The 22,740-nt window shown below is 39.4% G+C and carries 19 protein-coding genes; 16 read left to right on the forward strand and 3 right to left on the reverse strand.

All coding sequences use genetic code 11. The features are described 5' to 3' along the window. The first annotated feature begins 9 nt into the window (after positions 1-9). From ACUXV0_RS16450 to ACUXV0_RS16490, 9 genes are all read left to right on the forward strand, one after another. A complete protein-coding gene (locus ACUXV0_RS16450) occupies positions 10-741 on the forward strand; it encodes a nickel transport complex, NikM subunit,transmembrane (RefSeq protein WP_446190666.1) in 732 nt (243 codons plus the stop codon). A gap of 24 nt (positions 742-765) precedes the next feature. Then, complete coding sequence (locus tag ACUXV0_RS16455; protein ID WP_446190667.1) at positions 766-1,362, forward strand: HmuY family protein; 597 nt, start codon at positions 766-768, stop codon at positions 1,360-1,362. A gap of 5 nt (positions 1,363-1,367) precedes the next feature. Beyond that, entirely contained in the window at positions 1,368-1,700 is a 333-nt protein-coding gene (locus tag ACUXV0_RS16460; RefSeq protein ID WP_446190668.1) for a DUF6686 family protein, read from the forward strand. 9 nt (positions 1,701-1,709) lie between these two features. Next, complete coding sequence (locus tag ACUXV0_RS16465; RefSeq protein ID WP_446190669.1) at positions 1,710-2,627, forward strand: DUF6607 family protein; 918 nt, start codon at positions 1,710-1,712, stop codon at positions 2,625-2,627. Positions 2,628-2,898: 271 nt separating this feature from the next. Beyond that, the gene (locus ACUXV0_RS16470; RefSeq protein WP_446190670.1) at positions 2,899-4,374 is read left to right on the forward strand and encodes an ankyrin repeat domain-containing protein; all 1,476 of its coding nucleotides are present in this window, start codon (positions 2,899-2,901) and stop codon (positions 4,372-4,374) included. Beyond that, entirely contained in the window at positions 4,371-4,850 is a 480-nt protein-coding gene (locus ACUXV0_RS16475) for a DUF2271 domain-containing protein (RefSeq protein ID WP_446190671.1), read from the forward strand. The genes ACUXV0_RS16470 and ACUXV0_RS16475 overlap by 4 nt, the downstream gene beginning before the upstream one ends. Then, positions 4,850-6,943 (forward strand): PepSY domain-containing protein, encoded by a 2,094-nt coding sequence (locus ACUXV0_RS16480; RefSeq protein WP_446190672.1) that lies wholly within the window; start codon positions 4,850-4,852, stop codon positions 6,941-6,943. The genes ACUXV0_RS16475 and ACUXV0_RS16480 overlap by 1 nt, the downstream gene beginning before the upstream one ends. Before the next feature lie 80 nt (positions 6,944-7,023). Continuing rightward, positions 7,024-7,764 (forward strand): glycosyltransferase family 2 protein, encoded by a 741-nt coding sequence (locus ACUXV0_RS16485; RefSeq protein WP_446190673.1) that lies wholly within the window; start codon positions 7,024-7,026, stop codon positions 7,762-7,764. Between the two features lie 18 nt (positions 7,765-7,782). Further along, a complete protein-coding gene (locus ACUXV0_RS16490; RefSeq protein ID WP_446190674.1) occupies positions 7,783-9,840 on the forward strand; it encodes a BatA domain-containing protein in 2,058 nt (685 codons plus the stop codon). On the opposite strand, the gene ACUXV0_RS16495 is transcribed toward ACUXV0_RS16490, so the two are convergent. The 3 genes from ACUXV0_RS16495 to ACUXV0_RS16505 form a co-directional block, all read right to left on the reverse strand. Continuing rightward, complete coding sequence (locus ACUXV0_RS16495) at positions 9,837-10,436, reverse strand: methyltransferase family protein (RefSeq protein ID WP_446190675.1); 600 nt, start codon at positions 10,434-10,436, stop codon at positions 9,837-9,839. The two genes, ACUXV0_RS16490 and ACUXV0_RS16495, sit on opposite strands and share 4 nt — an antisense overlap. Before the next feature lie 79 nt (positions 10,437-10,515). Further along, positions 10,516-12,951 carry a PspC domain-containing protein gene (locus ACUXV0_RS16500; RefSeq protein ID WP_446190676.1) on the reverse strand — a complete coding sequence of 812 codons (2,436 nt, stop codon included), beginning with the start codon at positions 12,949-12,951 and terminating at the stop codon, positions 10,516-10,518. 15 nt (positions 12,952-12,966) lie between these two features. Beyond that, the gene (locus tag ACUXV0_RS16505; RefSeq protein ID WP_446190677.1) at positions 12,967-13,296 is read right to left on the reverse strand and encodes a PadR family transcriptional regulator; all 330 of its coding nucleotides are present in this window, start codon (positions 13,294-13,296) and stop codon (positions 12,967-12,969) included. A 641-nt stretch (positions 13,297-13,937) separates the two neighbouring features. Between ACUXV0_RS16505 and gmd the strand changes: the two genes are divergently transcribed. The 7 genes from gmd (at position 13,938) to ACUXV0_RS16540 (ending at position 22,661) form a co-directional block, all read left to right on the forward strand. Next, positions 13,938-15,035 (forward strand): GDP-mannose 4,6-dehydratase, encoded by a 1,098-nt coding sequence (gmd, locus tag ACUXV0_RS16510; protein WP_446190678.1) that lies wholly within the window; start codon positions 13,938-13,940, stop codon positions 15,033-15,035. A gap of 230 nt (positions 15,036-15,265) precedes the next feature. Then, positions 15,266-15,760: a transcription termination/antitermination protein NusG gene (gene nusG, locus ACUXV0_RS16515; protein WP_446190679.1), complete on the forward strand. Its 495-nt coding sequence runs from the start codon at positions 15,266-15,268 to the stop codon at positions 15,758-15,760. Between the two features lie 3 nt (positions 15,761-15,763). Further along, positions 15,764-16,579, forward strand: coding sequence for a polysaccharide biosynthesis/export family protein (locus ACUXV0_RS16520; RefSeq protein ID WP_446190680.1), 816 nt, complete (start codon positions 15,764-15,766; stop codon positions 16,577-16,579). A gap of 431 nt (positions 16,580-17,010) precedes the next feature. Further along, on the forward strand, positions 17,011-19,401 hold the full coding sequence (locus tag ACUXV0_RS16525) for a GumC family protein (protein ID WP_446190681.1): 2,391 nt from the start codon (positions 17,011-17,013) through the stop codon (positions 19,399-19,401). Positions 19,402-19,672: 271 nt separating this feature from the next. Next, the gene (locus tag ACUXV0_RS16530) at positions 19,673-20,167 is read left to right on the forward strand and encodes an acyltransferase (protein ID WP_446190682.1); all 495 of its coding nucleotides are present in this window, start codon (positions 19,673-19,675) and stop codon (positions 20,165-20,167) included. Further along, positions 20,158-21,663 (forward strand): oligosaccharide flippase family protein, encoded by a 1,506-nt coding sequence (locus ACUXV0_RS16535; protein WP_446190683.1) that lies wholly within the window; start codon positions 20,158-20,160, stop codon positions 21,661-21,663. The genes ACUXV0_RS16530 and ACUXV0_RS16535 overlap by 10 nt, the downstream gene beginning before the upstream one ends. Next, positions 21,660-22,661, forward strand: coding sequence for a nitroreductase family protein (locus ACUXV0_RS16540; protein ID WP_446190684.1), 1,002 nt, complete (start codon positions 21,660-21,662; stop codon positions 22,659-22,661). The genes ACUXV0_RS16535 and ACUXV0_RS16540 overlap by 4 nt, the downstream gene beginning before the upstream one ends. Positions 22,662-22,740 lie beyond the last annotated feature (79 nt).

The following is a 22,740-nucleotide window of genomic DNA, read 5'->3' on the forward strand; positions in this document are numbered from 1 at the left end:
AAAGAGAAGATGAAAAATTGGATAATAACATGTTTTTCGGTGTTACTGCCTCTATTGGGCAGTGCCCATGGTTACTGGTTAGAAGTTCCTGCTAAAGCAAATCTTAATGGTGAAGTAACCGTGAAGTTATATTATGGCGAGTATGCCTCTCAAATCAGGGAAGTGGGAGACCGACTTGATAAAATGGAATTGATAGAAGTTTCGGTGATTACACCGGAAGGTTTTAAGATTCCATTAGAAATGAATCAAACTCATACCCATTGGGAAGCCAAATATACCCCAACCGGTAATGGTGAATATCAAGTAATAGGAATCAATGATACCCGTGAGGTGCAGGATTGGCACAAGCATAATCTGGGGATTACAAGACCAATCCAGTATCTCAGAACATCATTTATTGTCGGCAATGGGACTGTCACTGAATTGACAAGTAATAACACCCAATATCTGGATATTAAAATCCAACAGAACGAAAATAATGTGGAGATCTGGGCCTTCAAAAACGGCGAGGCTCTAGCCAAATCTAAAGTGAGGGTAGTAAACCCTGAAGGCTGGCTTCAGGATAAATGGTCAAACAAGGCAGGCTTTGTAAGCGTGGTGCCAAATGAAGATGGTCTATACCTGGTAGAAATTGAATGGATAGACAAAACTCCGGGAAGCTTTAAAGATAAAGCTTACGAGAGTATCAGACATAAGTGTGATGTCACTTTCATTGCTCATGATATGAGCCTAAAACTGTAAACAATTCTTAAAACTATATTTCAAATGAAACTTTTAAACATTTTGGCTTGCGGCGTTTTAGCAAGTGCACTTTTCTCATGTGATACAGATGAAGCCCCTGAGGCTAAAGTAGAGGTGAAGGTAGAGACGATTAGTGACCTGCCTGCCAATCCATCAGATGCTCCTTCTGCTAACTACACTTTCTTTAGCTTTGAAGATGGTGTTTTATCTGCGGCAGACTCTGCAAGTTCAAACTGGGATTTGGCCTTCAGAAGTACCACCATTTTGGTCAATGGCGGCAACTCAGGGCCTGGATCAGCTCAGGCTGGAGTAGTGGATGGAGTATTCTCTGACTTTACTGAAGTGCCTGCCAGCCTTGTCTGGTCTACCGATTCTGAGACGGCTAAGGCCATTCCTACAGGTAGTGGGAATGGTTGGTACAGTTACAATCCTACCAACCACCAAATAACACCTTTGGCAGGTAAAGTGATTTTTGTGAAAGATAGCGATGGTAACTATGCCAAGGTAGAAATCCTTTCCTACTATAAAGGAGCTCCGGCCACTCCTGGTGCAGATGCGGTTGGTAGATATTATACTTTCCGTTACGCCTATCAGCCAGATGGGACTACAAGCTTTGAATAAAAATTATGTGTGATAAATCAACACTAAGAATCATTAGTCAATCTCCTGAGGGATATATCGGTTACTGCTATGGCTGTGATCGATATAACCTCACCTTTAATAACATCTTTATGTTATTGGCAGAGGAAGAGATCAGAGGTTTGAGTCAAATCATTGACCTGGATTACGGCATTTGGAAAACTGAGTCAGCTCTTGGTCAGAATAAAACCATTACCATGAAAACCCCTGTGCCGAATACCTATTTTGCTTTTGCAAAAGCAGAATACGAGCGATTCAAACAAATGATTAATGAGACAATTCTAGTGCTTGATGCCAAAGAAATAATAACAAACAAATAAGCGTATCAGATGATGAAAAAATTAGTTTTAACCTTAGCCTTTCTAAGCTCTTTGAGCAGTGTATTTGCTCAAAACACTAAAGATATTGATGCCATAAAAGGACAATGCGGCTGTTTTGATATCACATTTAAATATGCCGAGACATTTGCTCCAGATACCAGCTATAAATTTCATGACAGGTATTTAGCTAAAGGCCGTGAATATGTATTTGTAGTAGATGAAGATCCTCAAAACGTTATCATCCAACACTTATTAGTGATCAGAGACACTATGATCATTAAGCACTGGCGTGAAGACTGGTCGTTTAAAGATGACCACCTATTGTCTTTCCATACCGCGAACGATTTCCGTTACTCGAATGTAGCATCTGAAAACTATACCAATGGCTGGACGCAATGGGTTTATGGTACACAGGATGAACCGAGATATGCCGGCTATGGCGAGTGGGCTCATATCAACGGAAAGTCTGTTTGGGAGTCGGCTGCAGATGCCGCCCTTCCAAGAAGAGAGTATTCTCACAGGAGTGATTATAATGTGATGAACCGTGGTAACAGAATTCACGTGACAGAGAAAGGGTATCTACATGAGCAGGATAATCAAAAGATAGTCAGAGAAGAGGGTAAGCCAGATGTGCTTTTAGCCTCAGAGAAAGGATATAACGATTACGTAAAAACAGACATGGCTAAGTGTGAAGCGGCCAAAGTTTGGTGGGAGAAAAACCATGCCTTCTGGAACGAGGTAAGAGCCGCCTGGGATGACCTCGAAAACCAACACAAGAGTTTCACGCTTAAAGACAAAGTGAATGATCAGAGATTAGGTAGTTATATCTATGACCTTGAACACAGGTCAGATCTGCCTACTGAAGATGTGAAAGCCGAGATGAAGAAGATTCTTGATCAGTTCGTTGTCTTTCAAAAGAGTATTTAATTCATAGATATGCTATAGGTCGAGCTCCCCCTGTCGTTTGACGGACGGGAGCTTTTTTTAATTGTTTGGAGTATGAATCGGATTGTCGAGTATTATTTAAAATTTGTCTAAATAGGCTTGTATTTTAAGAGGTGTAATTGTTCCTTTGTGGCGTTATTTAAAACTAGTCTAAATAAGTTCAAAATCTGCCAGAATGCCGTTTCTATGGCCTTTTGAAAGAGAATGAGTTTAGGCATTTAATAGGAAGCACTGGTTTTAACTAGATATAAGAATGATGAGAAAAAGTATTTTAGTCATAGTGGGTTTGTGCGTTTGGGTTTCTACTCAGGCACAGAACGTTTTTCATGATAGAGGCTTTTGGGCTAAAAAGCCTTCCATAGCCGAAGTGGAGGCTCAAATTGCCAAAGGCAATGACATCACAGAAATGGGACCCGGAGGTTGGGATGGCCCCTTATTAGCTATCATGGCAGATAATGAATATGATGTGATCAAACATATTCTGGACAAACCGGGAATCGACGTCAACGTTACTACTCACCACTCTCAGAACTACCTGATGTGGACTACTATGAAAGGTAACCTTCCGGTTATGGAATTACTTCTTGAAAAGGGTTCTCGTACAGATATTATCAATAGCCACGGACAAAGTCTTTTAATGCATGCGGCAATGGCAAATCCGGACGAAGCTATCTATGAGTTTTGTTTGGCTAATGGCGGAGATCTTGTCAATGACAAAGACGAACATGGCAAAAACGTGATGCTGGCTGCAGTGGGCAGATTAAAAGATGCTTCTTTTCTGGATTATTTTATCTCAAAAGGCTTAACGCTTCAATATACAGATCATGACGGAAACGGCCTGTTTCATTATGCGGTACCTGGTGGAAACGTTAGTTTGCTTAAAGAACTAGTGGCTAAAGGCGTAAGTACTTCGCCAAATAAGCTTGGTGAAAATGCCTTTGCTTTTGTGGGAAGAGGTCGCGGAGCCAGATTAAGTCTTGAAGTGTTGGAGTATCTGAAGAGTCTGGGGCTTGATCCTGCCGCACCAAATGCCGAAGGTCAAACTTTAGCCCACACCGCCGCTCGTGCAGGTGCTTCTGAAGAAATCTTTGAGTTTTTAGTTGCCAACAAAATTGATTTGGGTCAACCAGATCATAATGACAATACTCCTTTGATGCTCGCAGCTTCCAGAGGTAAAGCAGATTTGATAGAGATGCTAATGGAAAGCAATTCTATAAACTTTGTTAACAAGGAAGGAGAAGCTGCCATTATCAATGCCGTGGCAAGTAATTCTCCTGAAGTAGTAGACCTGTTTATCAAAAAAGGGGCTGATGTTAGCATCATTAATAAGGAAGGAGATGACTTATATGGTGTCTTAATCGGCTCTTATAGAAAAGGAAGAAACAGCCTTGAAAGAGTAAGCGAGATCATAACCTTATTAGAAGCGGAAGGATTAAAAATGCCTTTAAATGGAAGTCTGCTTCATAAAGCTTTCAGCAAAAACGACGAGAAGCTACTAGGCCTATTGATTGAGAAAGGTGAAGATATCAATGCGAAAGACAAGGATGGCAACACCATCTTGCATTATGCTGCTATGCAAGCCAAAGATCTTCAAATGCTGCAAAATTTGATAGCTCAGGGTGCAGATCCTAAAATCACAACAGAGTTTGACGAAACTATAGAAGACCTTCTGGATGCCAATGAGGCTATTCAACTTGAAGGTACACAAATTGACTTTTTAAACAAATGATGAAATTGAAATTACTAGCCTTAATGGCTGTTTTAACTTTTTCTAGCTTTAGCTCTAAGCCTGAAGAAGTGAATATGAAATGTTTGGTTCAGTTAACGAACTACTCTGGTGAAGGTGCCTATGTGGCGGTATCTCTGTTAGATGCTTCGGGAAAGTACCAGAAGACACTATATGTTTTTGGTAAAGAAAAGAGATGGTATGATGACCTTACCTCTTGGTTTAGATTCTATTCAGCAAAGCAGGAATCAGTAGATGCTATCTCGGGAGCTTCCATCACTCCGGGTAGTAGAAAGGTCTTTTCATTTAGTCTGGATGATACCTATTATAACAAAGGCTATAAACTAAGATTTGAGACCGCTGTTGAGAATCAGGAATACAAAGAAAAAGACTTGGAAGTTGATTTTTCTTCTGCCAATGTAGGCAAAAGCCTTAATGGTACCGGTTATATCAGATATGTAAAACTTATCGGTTCTTAATGATCAACAAAGGCTGGAGGAAGCTCCACTACATGCTGGCTCTTATAGCAGGTCTGCTTATTTTTCTGGCCTCAGGCACAGGGCTCATCCTCTCGGTTGAGCCTTTTGTTCTTCATAAGTATGCTGTTTCGGGTGAGGTCAATAAAGACCTTAGCTTTGAGGAATTCAGAAATACACTTCAAGAGGAATTTTTGGAGGTATTTAGTCTGGAGAAAGATGCCTACGGCAATATCAAAGTGGAAGGTATTGGCATGGAGGCCGATGGTACTTTTTATCTTTCTGGTGCCACAGGCGAATTAGTAGAAGCTCCGCAAAAAGTTGCTGAAGTGTTTAACTTCTCTCGTGACTTACACAGGTCGTTATTTCTCAAAACACCTGGAAGAATTATGATGGGCTTGGCAGCTTTTGCCATGCTCTTTCTGGCCGTTAGTGGAATAGCTTTATTGATTAAGCGAGCCGGCGGTTTCAAAAGTCTACTTAAATCAATTCCGATTGTCGATTTCAATCGGGATAGACATGCTTACTGGAGCAGACTGTTTTTGATTCCTATCGTGTTTATTGCTGGTTCCGGGGTGTATTTATCCTTGGACAGGTTTGCAGAACTCAGCAAAGAAACCATTACTCCAATAAACTCTGGACCTTCTCTTTCAGAAATAAAGCTAAGTGAGGTGAACTCTGTTCTTTTTCCCGTTATGGAGGAAGAACCATTGATCATAGAAACCAACTCTGGTGAAGCCCATTATGTGAATGGAGAATTACTAGAGTACTATCCTAAGTCAGTTTCCGAAAATCTGGCGAAATGGAGCTTTGTCATTCACACTGGTGAAGGCAGCAGAGCAATTGCCCTATTACTCGGATTATCTTCTGTAGTTTTGATCTTTCTCACCTACACAGGTTTTGTAATGCTACCGGCAGCGTTGAAGAAACGAGGAGCAGGTGCCGGACAGTTAGACGAAAAGGATTTTATTATTGCCGTAGGCTCAGAAACAGGGCATACCTGGCGATTTGCAGAGGCTCTCTCAGATTCCCTGAAATCGAATAATATTGACCATGCTCTGGTAGGTATAAATCAGCTGAAGAAACTAACCGGCAGCAAGACAGTAGTGTTTCTAAGTTCCACCTATGGCGACGGTGAAGCTCCTGAAAATGCTGCAGATTTTGAGGGAAGATTGCCCGAAATTTTTGCCGAGATTGATTTGGTCAAATTCGCAGTCCTTGGTTTTGGGTCAACAGATTATGAAGCCTACTGTGCTTATGCCAAAGATTTGAGAAATCAGTTAGTTAAGCTGGAGAATAGTCAGGAATTAGTACCGTATGAAACGGTCAATAATCGATCTGTTTCTGATTTTATAGAATGGGTAAAGGCCTTAAACAAGCGAACGGGCTTTGATCTTCAAGTGAAAACTGAGCAGCTAAAACCTACCAAACGTACCGACCTTCACAGCTTTGAGATAATTGAAAACAGGCATGAGCGAGACGTTCACTTATTGCGAATTAAGATGCCGGGCAAAACACAGATAAAGTCTGGTGATTTACTAGGTGTGTACCCTCCGGAAGAAGCAGTAGCTCGTTATTATTCTGTAGCTGTTTTAGAGAGCACGGGTGAAATCGTTTTGATGATCAAGAAGACTGGTCTGTGTTCCAGTTATCTGTGTGATCTATATCATGGCCAAAATTTTAAGGCTTATGTGAAGCTAAATCCTTCTTTCTATAAGCCAGAAGCACCTGTGATTATGATTTCAAACGGTACTGGTTTAGCTCCTTTTTTAGGTATGAAGACAGATGCCGATTGGGTCTTTTGGGGAAGCCAGTACCAAAAAGATGCTGACTTATTCAGTCAAGTTTTAGAGTTTGATTCGGCTAGCTCCATATACTCAAGAGAAGGAAATAGTGGCTATGTTCAAGATCTCCTTCTGGCCAATAAAGATAAGGTAACAACAGAACTTAAAAATGGTGCTTCTATCATGGTTTGTGGTTCCTTGACCATGCTCAAAGGTGTAAAAGAGGCCTTAAATCAGATTCTTGATGAGGGTAGCTTACCAAACTATGAAGACCTACGTCAGGAAGGAAGAGTGTTGGTTGATTGCTACTAGGCTAAGCCTTAAAATCAAATAAGCCAGACGGGAAGAATGAAATAATTGAACTATTCAGCATTTATTGACAATTTTACGCCATGAAGCTAAGCGTGGTTATTCCGGCCTATAATGAGGCCGAATCAATTCCGGAAACCCTAAAGTCACTTTACACTACACTTTCAAAGCATGGCATAGACCATGAAATTTGGGTAACCAATGATAATTCAAAGGATAATACCGCTGAGGTTTTAGAGAGCCTGAAAGCTGAGATTCCAACATTGACCTACGAAACCAATAAAGGCCCTAATGGCTTTGGCTATGCCGTGAGGTATGGTTTAGAACGATTTTCTGGTGACTGTGTGGCGGTTTTCATGGCAGATATGTCAGATGACCCGGAGGACCTGGTTAAGTATTACCGCACTATGCGGAAAGAAAACGTAGATGCCGTTTTCGGGAGTCGCTGGGGTAAAGGCGGTAAAGTCATTGACTATCCGCAGCATAAAAAGGTGATCAACAGGATCGCTAACTTTATTGTGAAAATGCTGATGCGTATCGACTATAACGATACCACCAATGCTTTCAAATTGTATAAAAAGGAGACCATTGACGGCATTAAGCCATTTCTTTCGCCTCACTTTAACCTGACCATAGAATTACCATTGAAGGCCATGGTACGTGGTTACTCTTACGCGGTAGTACCAAACAGCTGGACGAATCGAAAATACGGCGAGTCAAAACTCAAAATAAAGGAAATGGGAAGCCGTTATTTCTTTATCTTGATGTACTGTTTTATTGAAAAGTATTTCTCTCGCGGCGATTACATGAAAAAAGGCGAGTAAATCTCAATATTGATACCTATGCAATTTGCCAATCCGGGAATGCTTTGGGGACTTTTGGCTCTGGCCATTCCTCTCATTATTCACCTGTTTAATTTCAGAAGAACTAAGAAGGTGTATTTTACCAATGTGGCATTTCTGAAGAAGGTAGAAACAGAAACTTCCTCATTTCGAAAGTTAAAGCAATGGTTGATAATGGCAGCCAGAATGGCGTTTATCGCTGCTCTGGTTTTAGCCTTTGCTCAGCCATTCATTCCTGCCCAAAATACCCGGAGCACCGCTGAATCTGGTATGAACAGTCTGTATCTGGATAACTCTCTGAGTATGCAGAATACCACCGAGAGTAAGCGTTATATTGACTTGGCAGTTCTGAAAATTGATGAGTTACTTGGCTTGTTTAAGAATCAGCAGAATGTTCAGTTTTTAACCAATAGCTTTAGTGGCGAAGATCAGTTCATCAAAGGTACTGGAAAGGTGAAAGATAGACTCACGGAGGTTGGCTTTTCGGGGAAGTCAAGGAGTTTAGCTGAGGTTCAAAATCGACAGCTGAGTATGGCCGCAAAAGAAGGGGCAGCTCAGCATAGTTTGTTTTGGTTTTCAGATTTTCAAAAAAGCACTGCCGGTGATTTAAATGCTTTAAAGAAGGATTCGCTTACACAGGTGTATATAGTGCCGGTGCAAGGAGAGGTGCAGAAGAATGTATTCGTGGACTCTGTTTGGTTGGCGTCGCCGTTCGTCCGTGAAATGCAGAATAGTGTACTCTACGTAAAGCTTTATAATTCTGGTAATGAGCCGGTAGAAAACCTGCCAGTGAAACTGTTTATAGATGGTGTGCAGACCTCTACGAGTTCGGTTAGTATTGCTCCGGAAAGCTCTTCTACAGCTAGTTTTAACTTTACGGTACGGGAGCGTGGTCAGCATCGTGGGCGACTCCAATTTGACGATCAGCCGGTGACGTTTGATAATGAAAGCTTCTTTGTGATTGATATTTCACCCAATATCAATATTCTCCATCTGTACGATCAAAAGGCTGAGGGTGACTATGTCAAAAGATTATTCTCAAACGATAGCCTTTTCAATTACTCTGAGTACTCTTTAAGAAACGTGGACCTGAGCAGAGTTCAAACTCAGGATTTTGTGATTGTTCAGGGCATGAGCACTCCTAGTCAGAATCTTGTGACGGCTTTACAGGAGTTTGCCAATAACGGAGGGCATGTTTTTGTGATACCCGGTAAGAACGCCTCTGAAGCAGTCTATAAAGATTTCTTAGGAGGTTTGGGCTTTGCTCAGATTTCTATAAACGCTAGACTAGATAGTACAGAGGCTATTGGTTTAGCAAAACCAGATAAAAATATTCCGTTTTATGCCGATGTTTTCGAGCAGACAGGAGATGATGTGCTCGACTTGCCTGTGGCAAAACCAGTTTTGATTTGGTCTGGGGTAGGCGAGAAGCTCTTAGAATTGAGAAGTGGGCAGGCATTTCTATCCAGAAGTAATTATTCTGCCGGCAAGGTTTATCTTTTGAGTACACCTCTAGATAAGTCAAATGGTAATTTTGCCGAGCATGCTCTCTTTGTGCCCACACTGTTTAAAATGGCTGCTTTAAGTGTAAGGCCACAGCCTTTGGCCTATCGATTCAGCGATCGACAAATTGCTATTCCTTTATCCAATGCCAGTGCTAGTGGTGTATATGCTCTGAAAAGTGGAAAACAGGAGATCATTCCTTCACAGAGAGTTTTGAATGATCAGCTTTTGATTGAAATTCCTGACCTGGAGGATTTAGGTGAAACTGTGGAGGCGGGTATTTTTGAGCTTCAAAAAGATGGTGTCACGGAGAAGTTGATTGCACTGAATCATAACTCAAAAGAGTCTTCAATGGCTGTTTACTCGGTTGAAGAACTCAAAGACATTTTTCAGTCAAACGATCAGGTTACCGTCTTTGAAAATGTATTGGATGGCGACTTCATCAGCTCTTTTGCTGAAAATAATTTTGGAAAACAACTTTGGAAGTATTTCTTGTACGGAGCTTTAGTATTCCTTTTACTAGAGGTACTATTGATACGTCTTTTGAAGTCTTAAGACTTCGACCCAAATTTGGGTATCAGCATAGGTGTTTTCTCCATATATTCTCTATATGCTTCACCATATTGTTTGATCAGTTTCTTTTCTTCCCATTTGATACCAATTAAGATGTAAATGGTTAGGGATGAAGCTAAAGAAAGGTTTTGATATGTTGGACTAAATATTAACCATCCCCAAAGAATCATCAAAGTGGCCGTATATAATGGGTGTCTCATTTGACTCAAAAGTCCCGATGTTTTAAGTGACTCGGAGTCATCTTCGGTATTACTCAGGCCAAAGAATAATCGACTATCGTAAGATGAAAATGCTTTTCGCAAAAGAGCCAGTCCTAATCCGGCAATTAAACCACCAAACAATCGCAAACCATATACCTGAGGCCAAATCCATAGTGCATCAGATGTCATATGAACCCAAATAAGCGGCAATGGAATGATACAAGCTAGGATTACATAAAATAGTCGATAGCGTATCCCAGTTTTTTCAATTGCTGGTTTTAAAGAGTTTTTTACAACCCCACTGGCCAATGCACTGTGAATGAGCCCGTAGCCAAACCAGCCTATGAAAATGAGAAGACATAAGAAAATACCAGACATAAGTGAAATAAGCTATACCGCTAGATACGAAAAAAGGAGACCCTTAGTGAGTCTCCTTTCAAATTTAAACGATCAAGTTCTATCTTCTCTTTATTGAAGAAGCACCGCTGGTATTTGATCTAAGGCTTTCTACTTCACCCAGGGTGATCTTGCTGGCACCAGAAGCTTCTACATCGGCTGTTCTGATTTCCGCATCTTCTGCATCCAACTTACTCGCCCCGGAGACATCTGCTTTCAGCTCTCCAATGCTCCCTTTAATCTCGGCTTTGCTGGCACCTGAGCCATCGTAATCCACTTCACGGGCGTCGATGTCTAGCTGAGCGTTAGAAGCTCCGGAGATGTTGAGTTTTAATCTATCAATATTATCAAAGTCAATCACCTTCACTTTGGATGCACCTGAGGCTTCTAGACCTTCCAGACTCGGTAAAGTGATATATAAATTCACTCGGTCTCTGTTCTCAAAGAAACGATCTCTGAACTCAAAATTCAACGTTCCGTTTCTCACTTCTACTTTAAGGTCTTCCAGATCCTTGCTGCTTTCGGCCACAGCCGAAACCGAGAATTCATTACCCTGAGTAATTAATGCTCTGAAAATGCTGTTGATTTCAATGTGCTCAAAATCTTCGACATCGTAAGTTTGATCATAGCTACCTCTTGGTTTGAAGTCGTCGTCATCAAGGTAGTATCTGCTCCAAGAACTTTCTCTTTCTCTATAGGCTTCTTGTTCTTTTTCATCCAATGGTTCACAATCTGTACAGATCAATTCTCCATCTTCATTGACCATGAAAATAAGTTTGTCAAAGTCTTTGTAGTCAATGCCATATCTGCTTCTCACACTCCAGTCATTGGCTAATAGATGTCTGGCAAAGTCTTCTGAGATCTTGATTTTTTTACCTTCAGGAATCTCCATTTTTACACGTACTCTCTGGTTTCTGAAGCTTGATTTTGCGTCTAAAACCGGTCTTTCATTAAAGACAAAGAGTGAATCTCTGACATTGACCTGATAATTTAACAAGCTGGCATTCTCTTTTGCTTTAGCATTGGTAGGGCCACTAGAAGTAAACTCTTTGATGATAGTGATATTGTTATTTTTTGAAGGCTCAAGCAAAATTCTTAAACCATAATCGTGGGTATCGTCATCCATGTTCTCATAAGAATCCAGGTATATGGTTTCACCTGCATAAGAGAAGACCTCTGAGTCTTTGATGCTTGATCTTTTTGCAAAATTCAAAGAGTATTTTCCGCCAATAAAACTCAAACCGAATACACCTACAACCCAAAGTCCAAGGCCGGTAAGCCAGAAATTCTTAGTGCCTATTCTATCATTCGTGATTAAAATAATACCTGAAAGGAGCGTGGCTACTGCCGGTATGGCAGTCGCAAGGAAAAGGAAGATACCTGCATTGGCCGGTAGATCCTGAGTGATGCCTCCTAAATTCAAGTCAGTCACAAACCAAGAGTGATCAGTCAATAAACCGTAGAATACGGCTGTGCTGGAAATGGCACCTATGGTCAATGAAAGGCCTAGCATGACTAGTAGAATCCCGATGAGTATACGCACCACTGGTCCTAGGTGAGAAAGACCTCTACCAAGAGCCGAGAAGGCCAATCCTAGAATTCTGAATGGGAAAAGAAGGATTTTTGAAAGCGTACCTTCTTCTCTTTTGACTCTTGGAGCTTTTTCGGCATTGAGGTTTTGTTTGATATTGCTATCAATATTCTCAATGGTAACGGCTTCACCTTTCATCTCCATACGCTGGGTAAGCGTTTGAGCCTTTGGTGAGGCTATCCACATGATGGCGTAAGCCAGAAGTCCAATCCCGAAGAAAGGAATAAGAACCACAAAGATGATTCTCAAAAGAGCCACATCCATATTCAGGTAGGAAGCCAGACCGGTAGCTACACCTCCGATGACTTTTCCTTCAGGGTTTCGGTAAAACTTCTTGATGTTTTCATCTTCTTCCAGCTCTTCATTCGCCGGGAAGGCAATCCAACAGATAATATACGCTATGAAGAGGAAGCCACTGATGCCGCTTTCTGCTAAGCCTAGGAAACCTATCAGGAATAAAACTCTGAACCAGACTACGTCGGTATTGAAATAATTAGCCAAACCGGCCAGAACACCACCCAGAGCTTTTCTTTTGGTATCTCTGAAGATTTTCTTTTTCTCTTTTGGTGCAGAGGACTCTTCTGTGGTCTCTGTTTCGGCTTCGGTTTGAGTTTCTGCCGTGAAAGCCGCTTCTTCCTCAATGGCCTCAAAGTCAGCCACGGAACCCATCGACTTCATAATGTCAGAGACATTTTCAGAAGTGATAACCGGAACACTATCAGGTTTGTTTTTACCGATAAACTTTTCGGCGATTCGGGCTTCAATGTCAGCCACGATCTCCTCACTGCCCTCATAAGGAGCAAAGTACTTTTGAACTGAAGCGAGGTAGTCGCTCAGGGTGGCATAAGCGTCTTCTTCTATATTAAAGACGATGCCTGCTATATTGATTTGTATTGTCTTTTTCATGTGATGAGTAATAGCTTATTTGTTCGAAATGATTCGGTTAACAGATTCGGATAGATTGGTCCAGGTGTCGCCCAGGGCTTCAAGAAATTCCATACCGGTTTGTGTAAGAATGTAATACTTACGTGGAGGTCCTGAAGCTGATTCTACCCACTTATAGTCGAGTAGTCCGGCATTTTTCAGGCGGGTGAGCAAAGGGTAAAGGGTACCTTCCACTACCATGATTTTAGCCTCAATAAGTTCGTCGAGAATCTCAGAGGCATAGATTTCGCCTCGAGAGATAATTCTCAGGATGCAGTATTCCAGAATGCCTTTCCGCATCTGCACCTTCGCATTTTCTATTTTCATAATTGAGTTTTAAGTAATGGAAGCCGAAGGGGCCTCGACTTCCATAATGTTTTAAATAGCTTTTTCATAATCAGAACTGAGCTTTACCTCAAATTCTGTTACAAACATAATGGAAGGTACTTTGCAATGCAAGGTAATTGGTGAAATAATTCTTTTTTCCCTGTTTTCGATACTATTCAAGAAGTAAGTGCTTGTAATAATGTGGTGAATTTAAGAATGAAGGATGAGCTACAATTAAAAAGTAATGTGCGTTTAGAGGTTAAATAAAAATATACAGATGTAGATACCTAAATGGTTGTCTTGACCTCTTCAGAATATGGTATTATTCGTAGATGATTGGCTGATTTTGAGCGAATTTAATTTGGAAAGACTTCATAATTCTTTCTTTTTAAGGTCAATTATACATCAATAGTTTTTGTTAAAAAATAACAATTTTAAAAAATAATAATTGCTTAACATGGGTATTGGAGATATAATATCTTGATGTCTAACTTTGCGTTTGGTATTATTTTGGGGTTGAGTTGCATTTATGATTGAACTTTTAACCGTTTAATAAATCGGCTACTTTTCAAGTTTTTTATCCTCAAAGGAAAACACATCTTTAACCACTCGAATGAAAACAACTTTAAGTTAAGATAGCCATGAAGATTGCCTTAATAACAGGAGTTACCGGTCAAGACGGAGCATACCTAGCAGAGTTTCTCTTAAAAAAGGGGTATATGGTGCACGGTATTAAAAGAAGATCATCTTTATTTAATACGGCCCGAATAGATCATATTTATCAGGATCTTCATGAGGCAGAAGTCAATTTTCAATTACATTATGGCGATTTGAGTGATTCTACAAACTTGATCAGAATTATTCAGGAGGTACAGCCCGATGAGATTTATAACCTCGGGGCAATGTCACATGTCAAGGTTAGCTTTGATCAGCCAGAGTACGTGGCTAACGTAGATGGTATCGGTACATTACGTATTCTGGAGGCCGTTAGAATTTTAAATCTTCAGGAGAAAACCAGAATTTATCAGGCATCAACGTCCGAATTATATGGATTAGTACAGGAAGTGCCACAATCAGAGACGACGCCTTTCTATCCTCGCTCGCCATATGCAGTAGCCAAAATGTACGCTTACTGGATTACAGTGAATTACCGTGAGGCCTATAATATGTTTGCCTGCAATGGTATTCTTTTTAATCATGAATCTCCGTTAAGAGGTGAGACTTTCGTCACACGAAAGATTACTCGTGGTTTGGCTCAAATAGTTTCTGGTGGTATGGATTGTCTTTACATGGGTAATCTTGATTCTAAAAGAGACTGGGGTCATGCCAAGGATTATATTGAGGCCATGTGGTTGATTCTTCAGCAAGAAAAGCCAGAGGATTATGTTATCGCCACAGGTATTACTACTACTATAAGAGACTTTATTCGGATGGCCTTTGCCGAGCTGAGAATCGAGCTTGCGTTTGAAGGTGAGGGTAAAGAAGAGGTTGCTAAAGTGAAAGCTTGTTCAAACCCGGATTTTATACTGGAAGTAGGCAAAGAAGTGGTAAAGGTAGACCCAAGATATTTCAGACCTACAGAGGTAGATCTATTACTGGGAGACCCGACCAAATCTAAAACCAAGTTGGGTTGGAAACCAAAATATGACCTGCCGGCACTTGTCAAAGATATGGTTTGGGCAGATATCAAACTGTTCAAAGAAGAAGGTCAGAAGGCGGATAGCTTCGAGATGTATTAATCTAATTGGCTAAGAAGTACTTCGACAGGTTGTTGTCCTGCTAAAACAACAAGACATAAAGGGTGAAGGAAAACCTTTATCCTCAGTAATTTCTCCAAGATAAATTCTGAAAAAGCCCTCAGCTAGGTCACCCAAAAATGGGACTGAAAGGGCGGAGCAATAAAGAGAAGGCAAAGTTTGCCCATTTACTTTTCATGGTTTCACCATTTACGAACGAAACACAGAAAAAGATGGCGTGGTACGTTTTATACACAAAATCGAGACAGGAAAAGAAAGTAGAGGAACAACTTCTGGAGTTGGGACTGGATGTGTATTGTCCAAAGCTGAAGAAAGTGAAACAATGGTCTGATCGAAAGAAAATTGTAGAGGAGCCCTTATTTAGGTCGTATGTCTTTATCAACATAGAGGAAAAGGAACGTCATCTGGCTTTTAAGGCTTTCGGGGTGGTGAAGTACCTTTATTGGTTAGAGAGGCCGGCCATTGTGAAAGACAAGGAGATTGAGGCCATCAGAAACTTGCTTGGCGAGTTTGAATACAGTGAAATAGAAGTGGAACAGTTTGAAAGAGAAGACAGAATTCTGATTAAGTCTGGCCCATTGACAGACAAGGAAGGAATAGTAAAGAAAGTAGATGATAATTCCATTGAAGTCCTGATTGAGGCACTTCAGATGAAGGTTCGCGTCGACTTAAGAAGTAATAAAGTATCCAAATTGACCTCAGGTTAAAAAATGAAGAGAAAACATTATCGTAGTTCAAACTTTTACATTGCCTCAATTCTTTTCTGTATTTTTCTAAATTCATGTGTGAGCACTGAGAAATTCGTTTACTTCCAAGGTGGTAATTCAGCATCATATCCTGCCTATCTACAAACAGGAGAACCGAAGGTATCAAAAATTACTCAAGATGATATTTTGGCTATTACGGTAAGTACCTTAAATGAAGAGGCAAACCAAATCTTGAATTTTCAGAATATAAATACCCTGCAAATGTCCACTTTCCCAGGTCAAACAGGTGGGGGGATGGGTTCAAGACAGCCTTTAGGTTACAGAGTAGATTCGACAGGAACAGTAATACTGCCTTTTGTAGGCAAGGTTTATGTTAAAGACATGACCCTTATGCAGGCGAGTGATAAGATTCAAACCGAGATGGAGAATTACTTCAAGGAGCCTGCAGTTAATGTTAGATTCCTAAATCATAAGTTCTCAGTGCTGGGTGAAGTTAAGAAAGTAGGAACATATAACCTTTTGGACGATAGGACAACTCTCCCGGAGGCTATTGCTATGGCTGGAGATCTGACTATTTATGGAAAAAGAGATTCTGTAACAGTCATAAGAAATGTGAATGGCGTGCGTGAGGTGGGAAAAGTTAACTTACTGAACCAAACCATGTTTAACAGTCCGTATTACTTTATTGAAGACGGTGACGTCATTTATATTGAACCAATTAAAGGTAGAGTAACCAATACCGAACAACGTGTTCAACTCGTACCGATATTTACAGGTATAGCAACTACTATTGCGGTGTTATTGAATTTGGTTTTGTAGGAGGGGGATGCCTTCGAGATCCTCACGCAAACCCGCCCTTCTCCTCAGTCATCGGATAAGGAGAAAATTAAACGAAAATAAAGTACCCTGAGTAGGAGCGAGGCAGGAAGGGTAGACATCGAAGGGTACCGTATAGGATGGCTTCATTTCGACAAGGGATGCCTTCGAGACCCTCGCACAATTCCTCCTCTCTCCTCAGTCATCAGAAGAAGAAAAGTAGAAATGAAAAAAAAGTACCCTGAGTATGAGCGAGGCCAGCAGAGAAGACACCGAAGGGTACCAAGCAGTGATGCCTTCGAGATCAAGGCTGAAACCAGCCCTTCTCCTCAGTCATCAGAATGAGAAAATTAAATTGAAAAGCAAGTACCCTGAGTAGGGGCAAAGCCAGCGGAGCAGACACCGAAGGGTACATACTATATTGAACTCAACGAATGAATAATCAAGATTTAAACATCTGGCAGGAAGAAGAAGATGACTTTAACCTGCGTGACTTTGTTTTTAAATACCTGAGAAACTGGTATTGGTTTGTGCTATCAGTTGTTATTTGTAGCATTTTAGCCTTTTTGTATTTGCGGTATAGTACGCCTATTTATGATGTCTCTGCCACTTTATTGGTGAAAGATGAGGAGAAAGGCCTAACCGGTGGCACTGAAATGCTGGAAGAACTCGGTATGCTCGGTGGCTCTAAGCTCGTGGAAAATGAGATTGAGGTATTACGCTCTAGAACCCTCATGGAAAAAGTAGTAGATGGCCTTAACCTTACGGTAAGCTACTGGCATGAAGGAAACATACGTGATGTGGAGCTCCATTCAAGTAGTCCTGTAAAAATTAACGCCGCAGATATTTCAAGCTTTGGGTATCAGAATCACTTGTATATAGAGCCATTGGATAGTTCAAAGTATGCTATGCTAGACCAGAATAAAGACCTCATGGGAGAATTCTTATATTCTGACCTGGTGAACAGTAAGTACGGAGCATTTAGAGTTTTTCAGGTAGACAGCTCTGCAGAGAAGCTAAGTACAGACCGTTATATTAAAGTACACTTTGCCAATAGAGATGCTAAAGTTTCTAGTATGATTGAGGGACTTACTGCAGAACTGGTCAATCAAAAAAGTACGGTGATCAAGCTGGGTATGGAGCATGCCCTACCTAAGAAAGGGAAGCAGATTTTAGGCAAACTTTTGGATGAGTATGCCTTTGCTTCTTTGGAAGATAAAAACAGAGAAGCCACGAACACCCTTAACTTTATAGAAGACCGTCTTAAACTTATCACTTCTGAGCTGGGTGATGTAGAACAAGACGTAGAGCAATACCGCCGTTCTGCCGGAATTACCGATTTAAGTACTGAAGCCAATCTTTTCTTAGAGAAAGTAAAAGACAATGATACCAAACTAAATGAGGTAGATATTCAGCTTCGGGTTTTAGATGGTGTAGAAAGATATCTAAGCTCCAACCAATACGCCAGCGTAAGCCCCGGGGCCCTTATGGTTAGTGACCCAATAATTACCTCTTATATCAATCAGCTCTCAGAATTGGAACTGGAAAGAGAAGAACTGGCACGTACCACCACAGCCAATAACCCCTTCTTGAAAACGCTGCAAACCCAGCAAGCCAATATCAAGCAGGCCATTCGTGAGAATATTAGAAACCAAAAGGCAAGTTTACAAGTCACTAAAAGTGGATTAGAAACGCTAAACAGCAGACTGGAATCATCTATCTCAGCTATTCCTCGTAAAGAAAGACAGTATGTAGAAATAAAAAGACAGGCAGGGATTAAAGAGAACCTTTACCTTCTTCTGCTTGAAAAAAGAGAGGAGACGGCCTTAAGTTATGCCAGTACAGTGACCGATAGCCGTGTGGTAGATCAACCCTATACCTCCAACCAACCCGTTAAGCCCAAAAATAAAATAGTGGCACTAATGGGTTTACTATTGGGCTTGGTAATACCTGCTGCCTACATCAATGGTAAAGAATTGATGACGTATACTGTACAGAGTAAGAAGGAAATAGAAAAAGAAACCGGGCTCTCTGTATTTGGTGAAATTGGGATCAAACCAAAAGAAGAAAAGGGAGAAATACTAAATGTAAATAGCCGCTCTTTTGTCTCTGAGCAGTTTAGAATGATCCGTTCTAATTTATCCTACTTATTCTCTGATGAAAAGAAGGATGGCGTTTTAGGAAAGGTCATCTCCATTACCAGTAGTGTCCCTGGTGAGGGGAAAAGTTTTGTTACCGGAAATATAGCCGCTTCCTTAGGCTTATTAGGAAAGAAAGTGGTGATCTTAGGTTTGGACTTACGCAAACCCATGATTCATGAATATTTATCACTGAAAAATAAACAAGGCGTAACCAATTATCTGGCAGGGAAAGCAGAGGCAGATGAACTCATTTTAGCTACGCAAATTTCTAACGTATATATGATACCGGCAGGACCCATACCGCCTAACCCATCTGAACTACTCGCAAAACCTGAAATGACAGAACTGGTAAATGGTTTGAAAAAGACTTTTGATTATATCTTACTGGATACACCACCTACCAGCCTTGTCACAGATGCAGTATTACTGGCACCTTTATCAGATGTTTGCTTCTATGTAATACGTCAAAACAAGTCCCCAAAGGCATTATTGCCTAAGGTGAAAGAGATCAAAGAAAAGGAAGTGTTTTCATCAATGCATGTCCTTTTTAATGCAGTGGATTACACGCGTAATGCTGAATATGGTTATGGTTATGGTTATAGCTATAGTTACCAGAAGGGTACAACTGGAAACAAGATGAAACTCCTCTATGATAATATAGTCCGACTGAGTAAATTAAAATAGACCGTAAACCAAATTTTGATTTTTAATAAATATCTTTCCTTATTCTTTTTTAAGTAGTTGATGATAAATCGTTTATATTTTCTTTTCTAAACTTTCGGTTTTCACTGGAAAGAAATACCTAACTAACATTATAAAATTGAATTTTTTATACTTTCTAAGCGGGTTACGAATTTTGAATACATTCTTTTTAAATTTTTCAGTCAAAGGGAATCGTTCATTTGGATCGATACTAGTTTACAGAAAATCTAAAACTAATATTCACAAAACTTCCATGATTAGTATTAAGAAAGGTTCTTTACAATTTGGTAAAGGAACTACATTCCAAGAACCTTTTGCATCCTATTTGGAGATGCACCCAAATTCTACTATTATTTGTAATAACACATTTATAATCAGGCCCGGTACACATGTTATACTTGCTTCGAATGCCAGGCTAAATCTTGGTTCAGGTTTTATAAATAGATTTTGTAGAATTAGGTGCTTTAAGGGAATAACTATCGGAAATAATGTGAGAATATCGGAAAACGTAACAATGTGGGACTCAGATGCTCATGAATTAATCGATAAAAAATATTCAAATAGCAAAGAGATTGTTATTCAAGATAATGTTTGGATTGGAACTAATACAACAATATTAAAGGGTGTGACAATTGGTAATGGTTCCATAGTTGCGGCTGGTTCAGTTGTTAATAAATCTATACCCCCAAAATGTCTTGTTGGAGGTGTTCCAGCAAAGATTTTAAGAAGAGATGTAGAATGGAAGTAGTTTCAACAAAGGAAAAATCAAAAACTTCAAATTCGAATTATAAAAGTATCGCAAAATCAAGTGGAATCATTGCATTAGTGCAGGTATTCCAACTTGGCCTTGGAATGTTAAGGAATAAAATAATAGCTTATTATCTTGGTACGATAGGTTTCGGTATTTGGGGAATGTATCAAACTCTTACAGAAATGGTTTCTTCTTTTTCCTCATTGGGAGTGAATCAAAGTGGTGTTCGTGAAATAGCAAAGAAAAGTAAGTATTCTGAAGAAACGGCCAAGTCAATATTTATAGTTAGAACTCTAGTTGGTTGTTTTTCCGTAATTTCTTTGATTCTTATAATTATTTGGTCAAATGAGATTAGTTCATCTTTGTTTAATACTAGAGAGTATAAGAATGGTATAGTAATAGTCGGAATTGCTATTTTTTTTCAAGGCTTCTTTATCAATAATAAGGCAATACTAAATGGAATTAGAGATATAAGAGGTTTAGCATTTTCCCAAATTATTACTGCGGTAATAGCAAGTGTATTAGTTATTGGGCTGATATATTACCTGGATGAAGATGGAATCCCAATTTCCTTCTTGGTAATAAGTATAATTGGAGTAGTAATTAGTTATGTCTTTTTAAGAAAGAATGGATTAAGAAGAATAATCCCAAGTATGGTTGACTTCAAAGCCGAAAGTAAAGAGTTAATTAGACTAGGAATTGGATTTAGCGGAAGTGCTGCTATTGCTGCTGTTGCTACATATTTAACTCGTACTTATTTAGTATCGAATTACGATTTAAGTGTGGTCGGAGTCTATCAAGCAAGTTGGACAATTTCTAATTTATATGTAGGTGTTCTTTTATCAGCTATGGGAGTTGATTTTATGCCACGATTGAGTAAGTTAATTGGTGAGAAGTTAAAAATGATTAATCTGGTTAATGAACAAATTGAACTTGGGGTATTAATAGCAAGTGTGGGTGTGGTGTTTATAATCTCTTTTTCTGACATAATTTTAGAATTGTTGTATTCGAGTAGTTTTAGAGAAGGACAGGTCATAATAAAATGGCAGATACTTGGAGTCTTTTTAAGAGTTTTAGGTTACCCGTTTTCTCATTTACTTATGGTAAATAAGAAGTCCCTTATGTATACAATAGCTCAGGCCATATTCTGGTTCGGAGATTACTTATTACTAATATTTTTTGATAAGATTTTCGGATACGAAAGTCTTGGTATGAATTATTTTTCTGCTTATGTCATTTATTTAACTCTGACTTGGATCTTATGTAATCGTCTTTTTCATTTCAAAGCCTCCAAACTTGTTGTTACAATAGTTACAATTTCTGTTGGTTTTATTTCATGTGCTCTCTGTACGTCATATTTAGTTTCTTCACCCCTAAATTATATATTAAATAGTCTACTTGTTGTTATTATGCTTTTATGGATAACAAGAACTTTAAACAAAAATATGGGAATAAGGATTAAATCAATATTGTTCAATAGACTACGGAAATGATGTTTAAAATCATACTTGGAGAAATCAAGGAAATTATCAAGAAAATAGTCTTTGGTTTAAAGCTTTTAAATAACTATTTGTACGACTTTAATCGCTACCTATCATTTTCGAGCTTGGTAAATTATAGAAATGATCAAAAAAAGCTTATTGCCTCAATAATTAGAAACTATCATGTCATTGAAAAAGGATTGACGATGCCTGACATGAAAGTTGGTTTTGGACAGCCAAGGATTAGGCACCTTATAAATGATTGTCGATTGCATTTAAAGTCATTCGGAGACTCTGACTCTCAATTAACTCATGCGTTAAAAGTATTACATGAGTATTTTGAAACACATACTCTGTTAAATTATGTCCTGGAGCTGGAAACAGAAAGGTTATTTGATAATTTGAAAAAGGAAGTATCAAAAAAAATTGACGTAAGTAAGCAGTCCGTTATGAGTAGAGAATATTATTTCAGTAAAAGTGGGAGTGATTTTAAAGAATTCTCTGGGTCTCGTCATAGTCTAAGGAATTACTCTTCTGAGTCAATACCTATGAAGGATATAACCGAAGCTATTTCTTTAGCTCAAAATTCACCTTCAGCATGCAACAGGCAAGCCTGTAGAGTATACTTAATTACTCAAAAAGGACTTATAAATAGTATTTTGAAACTTCAAGGAGGAAACAGAGGATTTGGTCATTTAACGGATAAGCTTATTGTCATAACCTCTGATGTTTCTGTTTATTGTAATTTCGGTGAAAGAAATCAGGCCTATGTTGATGGTGGAATACACGCTTTAAATATGCTTTATTCTCTACACTATAATAAAATAGGAGCGTGTATTTTGAATTGTAGCCATGATAGCAAAAAAGATAAAGAAATACGAAAACTTTTAAGTGTACCCTCCTCTGAGGTTTTTATTGCTATGATTTCATGTGGAGTTCCACCTAATGAATTTAAAATTGCCTTATCAAAACGATTTCCAATTGAGAAAGTTTTGACTACGATAGGTTAATTGGCCTGGAATGAAAAAGTCAAACCTTCTAATTATACTGACTATACTTTGCAGTATTCATATTTATGGCCTTACGTAT

Source organism: Jiulongibacter sp. NS-SX5 (assembly GCF_052828545.1).